Source organism: Candidatus Symbiopectobacterium sp. NZEC127, assembly GCF_025962675.1.
Taxonomy (GTDB): domain Bacteria; phylum Pseudomonadota; class Gammaproteobacteria; order Enterobacterales; family Enterobacteriaceae; genus Symbiopectobacterium.
The window spans coordinates 83,723-98,054 of sequence record NZ_JAGFPG010000002.1 but is presented as its reverse complement, the minus strand read 5'-3'; the positions used below and the strand labels follow the sequence as shown (position 1 = coordinate 98,054).

Sequence of the window (14,332 nt, the reverse complement as noted above, 5' to 3'; positions counted from 1 at the left end):
TATTGCTCAATGGATCGCTTGGAAAATAGGTTAATGCACCGTGCTGGATAGAATAAAAGTCTGTTTCACCGAAAGTATTCAAACACAAATCGCCGCAGCGGAAGCCCTACCCGATGCGATCGCCAGAGCAGCCACTGCACTGGTGCACTCATTACTCAACGGTAACAAAATCCTGTGCTGTGGCAATGGGACTTCCGCCGCTAACGCACAGCATTTTGCCGCCAGTATGATCAACCGATTTGAAGCGGAGCGCCCCAGTTTACCGGCGATTGCACTAAATGCGGATAATGTGGTCTTAACCGCGATAGCGAACGATCGCCTGCATGAAGAAGTGTACGCAAAACAAGTGCGTGCACTCGGGCAAGCGGGCGATATTTTGCTGGCGATCTCCACCCGAGGCAACAGCCGCGATATTGTGAAAGCGGTGGAAGCCGCGGTGACGCGTGATATGACGATAGTCGCGCTGACCGGCTACGACGGCGGAGAACTGGCCGGTCTGCTTGGCCCGCAAGATGTTGAAATCCGTATACCTTCACATCGCAGTGCGCGCGTGCAGGAAATGCACATGCTGACCGTTAATTGCCTGTGCGATTTGATTGATAATTCCCTTTTCCCACACCAGAACGATTAAGGAGCACCCCCATGAGGATATGTTCTGCATTTGCCGTGCTGTCTGTCGCCCTGTTGCTGCAAGGTTGTATTGGCGTCGCTGCCGTAGGCGGTGCTGTTGCAACCAAGACTGCGACCGATCCACGCTCGGTAGGCACGCAGGTGGATGATGGTACATTGGAAGTCCGTGTCTCCAACGCCATCAGCAAAGATCAGCAGTTATCCAAAGACGCACGCATCGTGGCGACAGCCTATCAGGGCAAAGTATTGCTGACTGGGCAGGCGCCCACTACCGATCTGGCCAGCCGGGCGAAACAAATAGCCATGGGTGTAGATGGCGCTACGGAAGTCTATAACGAGATCCGTAAAGGCACCCCGGTCTCGATGGGCACCGCGTCCATGGATACCTGGATCACCACCAAAGTTCGCTCCCAGTTACTTGCCACCGACACGGTAAAATCATCCAATGTGAAAGTGACGACCGAGAACGGTGAAGTCTTCCTGCTGGGTCTGGTCACTCAGCGCGAAGGGCGTTCCGCTGCTGAGATTGCCAGCAAAGTGAGTGGCGTTAAACACGTAACGACGGCGTTCACCTTCCTGGAATAATCGCACATCGTCGCAAGAAAAAGGGTGCCTCGGCACCCTTTTTCATTGTCCAATATCCCGATTACGCACCGGGCGCGCTGGCCAGCGAAGAGAGCAGCCACACATCGCGCCGCGTCTCCTGACCGATTTCGCCGCCAACATCCTGCTTGTCACGCGTCATGCCGGACAGAAAGGTAGAAAACCCGGCCTTTTCAATGCGATTACGGTAACGCGTATTGCCCTTGGCCTCATCCACCCGCAGCATCAGAGGAATTAAACGCGCGCCTTTTTGATCGAGCGATTTGTAAGGCCAGCGGTTGTCTTTGTCCAGATAAGGGGCCAGAAAATTAAAGGCGGTAGCGATACCGCTGCCCTGCGGCGTGCGATAGCGCCACAGATCTTCGCCCACCTTGTCTGCCAATACCGCCATGTTGGTAATGGCTTGCAGGTTGAAATAGCTGTAGTGGAAGGAACGGGTGCGAGAAAGTTCTTCCGGCTGCGCGCCGTCATCCTGAATCTGGTGATTCAGCTTGGTGCGCTGTAGCGCGGCCATCGCAGAGACCAGGTCTTTCTTGTCGAGATACCAGGCAATACCGGCCACCTGCGCGGCGTACCAGCTACCGTGGTTGTTCTTCGCCTCCGATTCCCGCTTCGCCAGCTTGCTGGTCTGCAACCATCCCAGATAGGCTGTCATCCACTCACGCATCTGCGCGTCATCCTCTTTTTTCCACCCGTTGTAATCACGCAGCATAATCAGCGCATCCACAATGCGGGTGGAGAAGTAGCGCCCGTCGAGCACGCCCGCCCCGCGTCCTGGCGCAATGCCTGGCACGCCCTGGGCAAAATCAAGGTTAGGATTCATGCGGGTTTCAGGGTCGATAAACCAGGTGCGAATCAGCGAAATCGCTTTATCGGCATAGGCGGCGTTATCGGAGAAGTACCAGGCCAACGTCAGCGTGTACACCTGATCGGTAAAATCCTCCAAGCGAACGCCGTCGATGTCATCACTCTTGCTGACAGGGTTTATAACGCCGTCACGGCGCACCCAAGGCAATCCATTAGATTTGTTGCTATCGGGCCACCAGTAGACGCTGAGGCTCATATAATCGTGTTTAGAGCCACTGGGTGGCGTCATACCCTTTTCCGTCACACTCGGGTTCGGTTTATTGAGCGCTTTTTCTGCCTGAGCGATCAGTTCGGTGTAAGCGAGTCGCGTTTGCGGTTTCTCAGTGCCCTGCCGCAGTTGCTGCTTGACCGTCGTCAGCACCGATTGTTGCAGAAACGCGTAAGGATCGTCGCGACGTTCCTGCGCCTGTGCCTGCATGACGACACCGCCAATCACCCACAGCATCAGCGCACACACGCTTGCCAGCCTGTTAAACATCACCACTCGCATAACTTCCCCTTTCAACGATAGTCAAACGCACGAACGGCACAGGGCAAGTCAGCCTTCAACGCAGTCCGTTAGTCCGCAAAAACGCTTCGCCCCCTATCTGGGACATTTGACGCAATATCCACTGCTGGCGTTGGCTCACATAGCGTGACGGCGCATTAACCCGAAAGCGAATCGGATTCGGCAACACGGCCGCCAACAGCGCCGCTTCACTGGCCGTCAAACGGCTGGCAGGCTTGTTGAAGAAGTGCTGTGCCGCCTGCTGCACGCCGAAAATGCCCGGCCCGAACTCCACGATATTCAGGTAGACCGTCAAAATCCGCCGTTTGGTCCAGACCAGCTCAACCCCCACTGTGATACCTGCTTCCAGCCCTTTACGCAACCAGCTTCGGCCATCCCACAGAAACAGGTTTTTCACCATTTGCTGGGTGAGCGTCGAGCCACCGCGCACCCGCACACCGTCGCGCTCATTGTGCGCCAGCGCTGCCCGGATGGCGTCCATATCAAACCCGGCGTGTTCCGGGAATTTCTGATCTTCAGCGGCGATCACCGCCAGCGCCATCACCGGCGCTATCTCATCCATCGACACCCAACTCGAGCGCGCAACGTAAGAAAAATCACCGCTCAGCCAGGCGCTCACCTGCCGCTCCGCCATCACGGCAGAAAAAGGAACCGGCAAAAACGCGAACAGAATAATCCCCGCCAGCCACAGGCCAAGCAACGAGAGGACGCCGCGAATTACCCAGCGTTTTATCCCAGGGATCACACCGCGTTTTTTGCCCCACCCTCTCATTCGGTAAAGCCCAAAACACGTTCAACCAGTTTATCGATGCCTTTGGCCGCTTCGCTAATGGAATTCGCCAGCATGTAAGCCGGCGTCGTCACCACGTTGTGCTGCGCATCCACCACAATATCATCCACCGGGCAAACAATGTGCGTACCACCCATCTGTTCTATGCATTCTGCGGTATCGATATCATTTCCAATTGTAACTCTTACCGACTCCCCCAGCAGTTTTGGCAACAGCGCCGGGGCGATGCAAATAAAACCAATTGGTTTGTTCTGCTTATAAATTTCTTGCGTGAGTAACGCCAATGATTCATCAACCTGACAGGCCGCGCCTTCGGTCGCGAAATCACTGAGATTCTTCGCCGCACCAAAACCGCCGGGAACAATTAACGCATCCAATTGGCTGGCATCCGCCTGCGACAGTGGCTGAATGTTCCCACGGGTGATGCGCGCGGACTCAACTAAAATATTGCGATTCTCACCAGTTACTTCACCCGTCAGGTGATTAACCACATGAAATTGCGGCTTATCTGGCGCAAAGCATACCGCCTGAGCCCCCGCACGATCGACGGCAAGCAGCGTCAGCACTGCTTCGTGAATTTCGGCGCCATCATAGACGCCGCAACCGCTCAGAACGATGCCGACTCGTTTCATCATATTTTCCTTCATTTCATTACATCAACTAATTGATTTTTTGATTGACAAACACTAATCTACATCACACATTTTAATGATTCTTGTAACAAAGATTTCTGCATTTGCTATTTTGTTGCTTGAGCGGTTCGTCACCTTACGACGTTGCGAATACTCGCACCTGCTAACTGAAACTGCTGAGAATTATCAAGCAGGTGCATAGTTTCCCTGGTGTTGGCGCATAATTCGCGCACCCCGGCCTCGGTCGGGGTCATTTTTTTTTAGGCCCCTGAAAAATTCTTCCCGCCCACATTCTCACGCTGTTCACACCACGCATTAGCGCACCGAGCTTGCGTGCACCCGCTATTTGCGGGCGCGTTTTTCCTGTTCGGCAACCCAGACTTTCAATACGTCAATATCGTGCTGCCAGTCGTGTTTCAGTTCGTCAATCCACTCCTGCACGTTGTCCCACCAGGCGGGCAGCGTCGTGGTCTGGATTTGCTGTGCCACCTGCTGGAGATGGCGCAGCCCAACGGAACCGGCAGCACCTTTGATTTTGTGCCCCTCTTCCGCAATGCCTTTCTGATCGCGCGCGGTCATATTGGAATCCAGCACCGCGAGATAGCCAGGCATCATCTGCTCAAACATCGCCACGCTCTGGTGGATCAGCGACGGTCCGACCAAATCGAGATATTGTTGCAGCATGGGAATATCAAGCAACGCTTCTCGAACCGGTTCCTGCTCCGACGCATCGGGGATGGCCTGCTCAGGCTCATCCTGATAGTCCCAATACTGTTTAATAACAGCGGTTAATGCAGGCACCGCCAGCGGTTTGCTCAGCACATCGTCCATGCCCGCATCGAGATACTCTTTTTTATCGCGCAGCACGTTAGCCGTTAAGGCAATCAGCGGCGGCAAATCTTGCCCGGCATATTTTTTACGCAGTTCGCGCGCCACATCCAGCCCGGTCATGTCCGGCAGTTGGATATCCAGCAACACCAGATCAAACTCGTCCGGATCGAACATCGTCAGCGCTTCCTGCCCGGTCATCGCCACTTCCACGCTGCTGCCCAGTTTCTCCAGCACCGAACGCGCCACCACCACGTTCAGTTCGATATCCTCTACCAGCAGCACGTTGAGCGCGGGTAACGGCAATTCATCCTCACCGCCAACGATCACCTCATCTTCCAGCGCCGGGGCGGTCACCGTCAGCGTAAAGCAAGAGCCTTTGCCCTGCGTACTGGTGACATGAATATCGCCGCCCATGTTCTGCGCCAGACGTTTGGAGACCGCCAGGCCAATACCGGTACCAGTCGCCGGTTTACCGCCATGTTTATCTTTTACCTGATAGTACATGGCGAAGATTTTCTCCAACTCGTCTTCAGGGATACCCATGCCGGAGTCTTCGACTTCAAAACGCAGCAGACTGTCCGCATCATGCGAGACACGCACCACGATTTTTCCTTTCTGGGTAAACTTCACCGCGTTGCTGAGCAGGTTCCACAGAATCTGGCGCAGACGCGTGCCATCGGTAATCACCCGCTGCGGCAGTGGCGGATGTTGTTCAACCACCAGTTGCAACTCCTTCGGCTGCGCCAGCAAGCCACCCAGGTTTTCCAAATCCGCCAGGAAGCCAATGAAATCAATAGGCTGATTATCCAGTTGCACCTTGCGGCGCTCCTGCTTGTCCATCTCGATCACGTCGTTAAAGATATTGCCCAGCGTAATGGCGCTGACATGCAGGGTTTTGAGGTATTTTTCTTGTTCCGCGTCCAGGTGGGTATCGAGCAGGATGCGGCTGAGGCCAACAATGCCATTAAGCGGCGTACGAAGCTCGTGGCTGATCGTTGAGATAAAAGTGGTCTTCTCCCTACTGGCATTCTCTAACGCGTCCTGATAGCGCTTACGCTCGGTTATATCGCGTCCAAAACCCATTAGCCCATGTCGTTTGCCCATTCGGTCGTAGAAAGGCACCTTGCGCAGCTCAAAACAGGCTTTACGCCCGTCGGGATAGACCAGCCACTGTTCATAGGTGAGCGACACGTTGTGACGGAACACTTTCTCATCCGTTTCCATCACTTTTTCTGCCACATCGGGGGTGTAAACGTCTTTTGGCGTCAGGCCCACCAGTTGTTTCTGGCTGCGGCCCAACAGCAGTTCCATGGCGCGGTTACAGCCGGAAAATTCTTTATTTTCATTGCGGTAGTAAACCAGATCCGGTGAGGCATCCAGAAACGATCGTAGCAGCGCTGATTGCTGCTCCAGCTCCACCTGCGCCTGTTCGCGTCCGGCAATCTCCTCTTTGAGCTTGCTCAGCATCATCAGGCGCGCCTCTTCCGCTTTTTCGCGATCGGCAATCTCCTGATTCAACTGGGCAATATTGCCCTTTAGCTGCTCGTTCAGCGTCTGGTCGCGCAGACGCATCTCCTCCAGCTTCGCCACCAGCTTGGCTAACCGTTGGCGCGACTCCTCCAACTGATCCACCACCACGGAGAGGAAATAAACCGCCCAGGGGGTGATTAACAGGCCAAAAAACACCGAACGAACCACATCGATGTCTTCGACCTTGCCGGTCAGCAGCAGCGTGACTGCCATCTGCACGGCCATTGCCAGCAGCACCAGCACCGAGGCCAGCAACAGTGAAAAACGCACCAGCCCGAGCTTTACCATCAAATCGACGTAGTACTGCGCCAACAACCGGATCTGCTTCATAGAGAATTCCCTTGGATACCCACTGCGCCATCATAACGTAAAACCCAGCACGATGCGGTGAGACAATCAGCACAACACCTTAACATTATCCGAGGATAACCGGTTGATATGGCTGACCGAGCGCGGAACCTTGCACCCCATGCGCCTGAAGGTATAAATCCAGTTCCACCATCCCGGTCCAGCGGTTTTCGCACCATAGCGGTGCCAGCAACGTCGGTCGCCGGGCGCTGGCGGAAATACGGTGAAACACCACCTCTGGCGGCGTGTGGCGAATCATCTCGCCGGCCGTGGCGACGTAGGTTTCCAGCGGCAATTCACTCAGTCGTCCGGCGCGCCAGGCCTTGGCCATAATGCTGCCGTCAACGATGTGCAGAGGATGCAGCTTAATGCCCTCAACGCCGGTTTCTACCACGCGTTGCAGCGTCGTCATGCAGTGATCGGCACGCTCGCCCGGCAGCCCGACAATCAGGTGGCAGCACACGCGCAGACCGCGCTGATGCGCACGCTGCACCGTTTCCTGATAGCAGGCAAAATCGTGACCGCGATTGATGCGATGCAGCGTTTTATCCCAGGCGCTCTGTAGCCCCAGCTCCAGCCACACCTCATAGCCTTGCGCATGGTAACCCGCCAACAGATCCAGCACGCTGTCCGGCACGCAATCGGGGCGCGTGCCCACGCACAGGCCAACGATGTCAGCCTGACTTAAGGCTTCCTGATAAAGCCGGTCCAGCATCTGCACTTCGCCATAGGTGCTGGTATACGCCTGAAAATAGGCCAGATAGCGCTTGGCGCGATTGACCTTGCCCGCCTGCGTATTGAGTTGATCGGCAATGCTTTGGCGCTGCATGGTTTCATCGGCAAAAGAGGCCACATTGCAGAACGTGCAACCGCCGCGCCCGAGCGTGCCATCCCGGTTTGGGCAGTTAAATCCGCCGTGCAGCGTCAGTTTATGAATCTTCTCGCCATAACGACGTTGTAAATCCCCGCCAAACATATTGATTAATTTTTGCAATTGCATATTCTAACCTACCCCCTGAGGGAAAGCAGACTACCCTTCTCTTCCTGCGTTCGCGATGACCGCGATCAATCACGCACATCCCAATGAAATGCATTTTTATTCGCTTTTAGTGAAAATAAACTCACATCCACGCTGATTAAATTTTCTAATCCCTGACGCACACGTCATGAAAAGATGAAGCATTACTTAAAAAGAGTTTCATTAAATCTAAAAGTAGATATTCACAGCAGAATATTCTATAACGTAGAGATAACGCAGCAGGGTGACGAGATGTTCACGCTTTTGCATAGTGATACAGCTCACACTTCATTCGGCCATCAATGCGTAGCCCAACGGAGATTTTCTCAAAAAAATCATTTATTTTCATAATCATAACTAAAAATTATCCCTTAATCGCACATTTTGCATTGATATTTGACCTGAACTGGCTTTCTCGCTAATTTGGGAGTCCGCTGGAAGCTTTCCCGACGAGTCCGCGACTCGTCATATTTATGCAGTTAGAAAAGAAAGACTCCCTCTTAAAGCAAGTCATAGTCCACTTGTAAGACCGTCACGAGAGGCCGAAGAAGAGAACGGCAGGATGCGCGACCCCGTCATCCGCCACCGTTCAACGCCACGGTGCCGAACGAAGTAGGTTGTGAGAGTCACACAGAGCCTGGGGAGGTTCACTGAGATATGTTGTACGATGCATCCCAAGAGAGAGACAACTGTGGTTTCGGATTGATCGCCCATATAGAAGGTGAACCGAGCCACAAGGTCGTGCGTACTGCGATTCACGCACTGGCCCGTATGCAGCACCGTGGCGCGATCCTTGCTGACGGCAAGACCGGCGACGGCTGCGGCTTGTTATTACAAAAACCCGATCGTTTCTACCGACTGGTGGCCGAAGAGCACGGCTGGCGGTTGGCGAAGAATTACGCCGTGGGCATGATGTTCCTCAATCAGGATCAGGATCTGGCACGCGCGGCGCGTCGCATTGTGGAAGAAGAGCTGCAAAATGAAACCTTGTCGGTGCTGGGATGGCGTGAAGTGCCCACCAACCCGGACGTGCTCGGTGAAATTGCCCTCTCCTCGCTGCCGCGCATCGAACAGATTTTTGTCAACGCCCCGGCGGGATGGTCGCCGCGCGATATGGAGCGTCGCCTGTTTATGGCGCGCCGCCGTATTGAAAAGCGCATTCAGGATAAAGAGTTCTACGTCTGTAGCTTCTCTAACCTGATCAACATCTATAAAGGTCTGTGTATGCCGGCGGATTTGCCGCGCTTTTACCTGGACCTGGCGGATTTGCGTCTGGAATCGGCCATTTGCCTGTTCCACCAACGCTTCTCCACCAACACCGTGCCGCGCTGGCCGCTGGCCCAACCGTTCCGCTATCTGGCGCACAACGGGGAAATCAACACCATTGCCGGTAACCGTCAATGGGCGCGAGCGCGTGCTTACAAATTTAAAACGCCGCTGATCCCCGATCTGCAAGACGCCGCCCCGTTCGTCAACGAAACCGGCTCTGACTCTAGCTCACTCGATAACATGCTGGAGCTGTTCCTGAGCGGCGGGATGGATATCGTGCGCGCCATGCGTTTGCTGGTGCCGCCCGCCTGGCAGAACAACCCGGACATGGACCCGGAACTGCGTTCGTTCTTTGACTTCAACTCCATGCACATGGAGCCGTGGGACGGCCCGGCCGGTATCGTGATGTCCGATGGTCGCTATGCGGCCTGTAACCTGGACCGTAACGGTCTGCGCCCGGCGCGCTACGTCATCACCAAAGACAAACTGATCACCTGCGCCTCCGAAGTGGGGATCTGGGATTATCAGCCGGACGAAGTGGTGGAAAAAGGCCGCGTTGGCCCTGGCGAACTGATGGTTATCGATACCCTCGAAGGCCGCATTCTGCACTCCAACGAAACCGACAACGACCTTAAAGGCCGCCACCCGTACAAAGAGTGGATGGAACGTAACGTCAAGCGTCTGGTGCCGTTTGAAGAGTTGCCGGACGATCAGGTTGGCAGCCGTAAGCTGGATGACAGCCAGTTGGAAACCTACCAGAAGCAGTTCGGCTACAGCAGCGAAGAGCTGGACCAGATCCTGCGCGTGCTGGGCGAAAACGGCCAGGAAGCGACCGGATCGATGGGTGATGACACCCCGTTTGCCGTGCTCTCCAGCCGTCCGCGCATCATTTACGACTATTTCCGCCAGCAGTTTGCGCAGGTGACTAACCCGCCGATCGACCCGCTGCGTGAAGCGCACGTGATGTCGCTGGCGACCTGTATTGGCCGCGAAATGAACGTATTCTGTGAAGCCGAAGGTCAGGCGCACCGTTTGAGTTTCAAATCGCCGATCCTGTTGTACTCCGACTTTACGCAGTTGCTCACCCAAGATCAGCAGCACTACCGCGCTGAAACGCTGGATCTGACCTTCGATCCACGCGAGAAATCATTGCAGCAAACCGTTGAAGCGCTGTGTGAAGAGGCCGAGCGCAAAGTGCGTGAAGGTGCGGTGTTGCTGGTACTTTCCGACCGTGCCATCAGCGAGCACCGGTTGCCGGTGCCGGCACCGATGGCGGTGGGTGCGATACAGCACCGTCTGGTGGAAAAGAGCCTGCGCTGCGACGCTAACCTGATTGTTGAAACCGCCAGCGCCCGCGATCCGCATCACTTCGCCGTGCTGCTGGGCTTCGGCGCTACGGCTATCTATCCGTATCTGGCGTATGAGTCATTGGCGCGGCTGGTGGATAACCACACCATCGAGAAGCCTTACCGCACCGTGATGCTCAACTACCGCAACGGCATCAACAAAGGGCTGTACAAGATCATGTCCAAAATGGGCATCTCGACTATCGCCTCGTACCGTTGCTCCAAGCTGTTTGAAGCGGTGGGCCTGCACAAAGAGCTGTCCGCGCTCTGCTTCCACGGGGTGGTGAGCCGCATCGGCGGTGCCAACTTCGGTGATTTCGAGCAAGACCTGCAAAATCTGGCAAAACGCGCCTGGTTAAAGCGCAAAACGCTGGAACAGGGCGGCCTGCTGAAATTCGTTTACGACGGCGAATACCACGCCTATAACCCGGATGTGGTCAATACCCTGCAACAAGCCGTGAAAAGCGGCGAGTACAGCGACTATCTGGAATACGCCAAACACGTCAACGAGCGCCCGGTAGCGACGCTGCGCGACCTGCTGGCCATCAAACCGCAGGAAGGGGTAGCGATTCCGGTTGATGACGTAGAACCGGCCAGCGAGCTGTTTAAGCGCTTTGACACCGCCGCCATGTCTATCGGCGCGCTGAGTCCGGAAGCCCATGAGTCTCTGGCGGAAGCCATGAACGCGATTGGCGGTAACTCCAACTCCGGTGAAGGTGGGGAAGATCCGGCGCGTTACGGCACCAATAAAGTGTCACGTATCAAGCAGGTGGCCTCTGGTCGCTTCGGTGTTACCCCGGCCTATCTGGTCAACGCTGACGTGATTCAGATTAAAGTGGCGCAAGGGGCCAAGCCGGGTGAAGGCGGTCAGTTGCCGGGCGATAAGGTGACGCCGTACATCGCCAGACTGCGCTATTCCGTGCCGGGCGTGACGCTGATTTCGCCGCCGCCGCACCACGATATTTATTCTATCGAAGACTTGGCTCAGTTGATTTTCGACCTGAAGCAGGTCAATCCGAAAGCGATGATCTCAGTCAAGCTGGTTTCTGAACCGGGCGTGGGCACCATTGCGACCGGCGTAGCCAAAGCCTATGCCGACCTGATCACCATCGCCGGATATGACGGCGGCACCGGTGCCAGCCCGCTCAGCTCAGTGAAATATGCGGGCTGCCCGTGGGAACTGGGGCTGGTGGAAACTCAGCAGGCGCTGGTGGCTAACGGCTTGCGCCACAAAATCCGTCTGCAAGTGGACGGCGGTCTGAAAACCGGCGTTGATATCATCAAGGCGGCGATTCTGGGCGCAGAAAGCTTCGGCTTCGGCACCGGCCCGATGGTGGCGCTCGGCTGTAAATACCTGCGTATTTGCCACCTGAACAACTGTGCTACCGGCGTCGCCACCCAGGATGACAAGCTGCGCCGAGATCACTACCACGGCCTGCCTGAGCGTGTGATCAACTACTTCAACTTTATTGCGCAGGAAACCCGCCTGCTGATGGCGGAACTGGGCGTCAGTCAACTGGTTGATTTGATTGGCCGTACTGATCTGCTGGTGGAACTGGATGGCTTCACCGCCAAACAGAACAAACTGGATCTCTCTGCGCTGCTGCAAACCGCACAGCCGCAGCCGGGTAAAGCGCTGTACTGCACCGAGAGCAACCCGCCGTTCGATGAAGGGCTGTTGAACAAGGCGCTGCTGTCTCAGGCGCAACCGCACATCGCAGCGAAACAGAGCAAAGCGCTCTACTTTGATATCCGCAATACCGACCGTTCCGTCGGCGCAACGCTGTCCGGTGCCATTGCCGCGCAGCACGGCGATCAAGGGCTGGCAAGCGATCCGATCAAAGCCAACTTCTCCGGTACTGCCGGACAGAGCTTCGGCGTATGGAACGCAGGCGGCGTCGAACTGACGTTGACCGGCGATGCCAACGACTATGTGGGCAAAGGCATGGCTGGCGGTTGCATCTCCGTGCGTCCACCGGTCGGCTCCGCGTTCCGCAGCCATGAGGCGAGCATTATCGGCAACACCTGTCTGTACGGTGCCACCGGCGGCAAGCTGTTTGCCGCAGGCCGCGCGGGCGAACGTTTCGGCGTGCGTAACTCCGGTGCCATTACCGTGGTGGAAGGTATCGGCGACAACGGCTGTGAATACATGACGGGCGGTATCGTCTGCGTATTGGGTCGCACCGGCGTCAACTTTGGCGCAGGCATGACCGGCGGTTTCGCCTACGTACTGGATGAAGACGGCGAGTTCCGTAAGCGCGTCAACCCTGAGCTGGTGGAAGTGCTGTCGGTCGACGACCTGGCGATTCACGAAGAGCACCTGCGCGGTTTGATCACCGAGCACGTGCAGCACACCGGTTCCCAGCGTGGCGAAGAGATCCTCGCTAACTGGCCGGTCTGGGCGTCGCGTTTCGCGCTGGTGAAACCCAAGTCGAGTGATGTGAAGGCATTATTAGGGCATCGTAGTCGTTCCGCAGCCGAATTGCGGGTTCAGGCGCAGTAAGAGGGCATTATGAGTCAGAACGTTTATCAATTTATCGACTTACAGCGCGTTGATCCGCCGAAGAAGCCGTTAAAGATTCGCAAAATCGAGTTCGTGGAAATCTACGAACCCTTTTCCGAAAGCCAGTCCAAGGCGCAGGCAGATCGCTGCCTCGCCTGCGGTAACCCCTATTGCGAATGGAAGTGCCCGGTACATAACTACATTCCCAACTGGCTGAAACTGGCGAACGAAGGGCGCATTATCGAAGCGGCTGAGCTGTCACACCAGACCAACAGCCTGCCGGAAGTGTGCGGACGCGTGTGCCCGCAGGACAGACTGTGTGAAGGCTCCTGTACGCTCAATGCGGAGTTCGGCGCGGTCACCATTGGCAATATCGAACGCTACATTAATGATAAAGCGATCGAAATGGGCTGGAAGCCGAATCTGTCTCACGTGAAACCCACCGGCAAGCGTGTCGCTATTGTGGGCGCGGGCCCGGCGGGGTTGGCGTGTGCTGACGTGCTGGCACGCAGCGGTGTGCAGGCGGTAGTGTTCGATCGTCATCCTGAAATCGGCGGATTGCTGACCTTCGGGATCCCAGCCTTCAAGCTGGAGAAAGAGGTGATGATCAAACGCCGGGAAATCTTCAGTGAGATGGGCATTGAGTTCCAGCTTAATACCGAGATTGGCAAAGATATCGCGCTGGAGACTCTGCTTGCCGATTACGACGCCGTGTTCCTGGGTGTCGGTACTTACCAGTCCATGCGTGGCGGGTTGGAAAATGAGGATGCGCCGGGCGTGTACGACGCACTGCCGTTCCTGATTGCCAACACCAAGCAACTGATGGGCTTTGAAACCGCGCCGGATGAACCCTACACCGACATGAGCGGCAAGCGCGTGGTGGTGCTGGGTGGCGGCGATACCGCGATGGACTGCGTGCGTACTTCGGTGCGCCACGGTGCTACGCACGTGACCTGTGCCTACCGCCGTGACGAAGTCAACATGCCCGGTTCCAAGCGTGAAGTGAAAAATGCGCGCGAAGAGGGTGTGGAATTCCTGTTCAACCTGCAACCGCTCAGCATCGAAATCAACGGTGCCGGTAAAGCCTGCGGCGTCAGAATGGCGCGTACCGAACTGGGTGCGCCGGATGCCAATGGCCGCCGTCGTCCTGAAATCGTCGAAGGCTCCGAGCATGTGCTGGAAGCAGACGCCGTGATCATGGCGTTTGGTTTCCGTCCGCACAAGATGGACTGGTTGGCGAAACACGGCGTGGATCTGGACAGCCAGGGGCGCATCGTGGCCCCCGAGCAGAGCGAGAGCGCGTTCCAGACCAGCAACCCGAAAATCTTCGCCGGTGGCGATGCAGTACGCGGTTCCGATCTGGTGGTGACCGCCATTGCCGAGGGCCGCAAGGCCGCGGATGGCATCATGAACTATTTGGAAGTGTAATCGGCGACGCTATCCATCAAGGCGGCGCA

General features: G+C 56.0%; 9 protein-coding genes. 4 read left to right on the top strand and 5 right to left on the bottom strand.

Annotated features, from left to right (window positions below):
• Positions 1-40: 40 nt before the first annotated feature.
• Both diaA and dolP read left to right on the top strand, forming a co-directional pair.
• Complete coding sequence (gene diaA, locus J5069_RS10540; protein ID WP_195314305.1) at positions 41-631, top strand: DnaA initiator-associating protein DiaA; 591 nt, start codon at positions 41-43, stop codon at positions 629-631.
• Positions 632-642: 11 nt separating this feature from the next.
• Positions 643-1,215, top strand: coding sequence for a division/outer membrane stress-associated lipid-binding lipoprotein (gene dolP / locus J5069_RS10535; RefSeq protein WP_222159233.1), 573 nt, complete (start codon positions 643-645; stop codon positions 1,213-1,215).
• A 61-nt stretch (positions 1,216-1,276) separates the two neighbouring features.
• Here dolP and J5069_RS10530 read toward each other — a convergent pair whose 3' ends face one another.
• The 5 genes from J5069_RS10530 to J5069_RS10510 all read right to left on the bottom strand — a co-directional run bounded on the left by J5069_RS10530 (position 1,277) and on the right by J5069_RS10510 (position 7,739).
• Positions 1,277-2,545 (bottom strand): alginate lyase family protein, encoded by a 1,269-nt coding sequence (locus tag J5069_RS10530; protein WP_413542232.1) that lies wholly within the window; start codon positions 2,543-2,545, stop codon positions 1,277-1,279.
• Between the two features lie 100 nt (positions 2,546-2,645).
• Positions 2,646-3,380: a monofunctional biosynthetic peptidoglycan transglycosylase gene (gene mtgA, locus J5069_RS10525; protein WP_264643860.1), complete on the bottom strand. Its 735-nt coding sequence runs from the start codon at positions 3,378-3,380 to the stop codon at positions 2,646-2,648.
• On the bottom strand, positions 3,377-4,030 hold the full coding sequence (gene elbB, locus J5069_RS10520; protein WP_264644360.1) for an isoprenoid biosynthesis glyoxalase ElbB: 654 nt from the start codon (positions 4,028-4,030) through the stop codon (positions 3,377-3,379). Before elbB ends, mtgA begins: the two co-directional genes overlap by 4 nt.
• A 342-nt stretch (positions 4,031-4,372) precedes the next feature.
• Positions 4,373-6,721, bottom strand: coding sequence for an aerobic respiration two-component sensor histidine kinase ArcB (gene arcB / locus J5069_RS10515; RefSeq protein ID WP_264643859.1), 2,349 nt, complete (start codon positions 6,719-6,721; stop codon positions 4,373-4,375).
• An 85-nt stretch (positions 6,722-6,806) separates the two neighbouring features.
• Entirely contained in the window at positions 6,807-7,739 is a 933-nt protein-coding gene (locus J5069_RS10510; protein WP_264643858.1) for a TIGR01212 family radical SAM protein, read from the bottom strand.
• A gap of 675 nt (positions 7,740-8,414) precedes the next feature.
• On the opposite strand from J5069_RS10510, the gene gltB reads away from it, so the two are divergent.
• Entirely contained in the window at positions 8,415-12,875 is a 4,461-nt protein-coding gene (gene gltB, locus J5069_RS10505; RefSeq protein ID WP_264643857.1) for a glutamate synthase large subunit, read from the top strand.
• A gap of 9 nt (positions 12,876-12,884) precedes the next feature.
• Positions 12,885-14,303, top strand: coding sequence for a glutamate synthase small subunit (locus J5069_RS10500; RefSeq protein ID WP_222159228.1), 1,419 nt, complete (start codon positions 12,885-12,887; stop codon positions 14,301-14,303).
• Positions 14,304-14,332 lie beyond the last annotated feature (29 nt).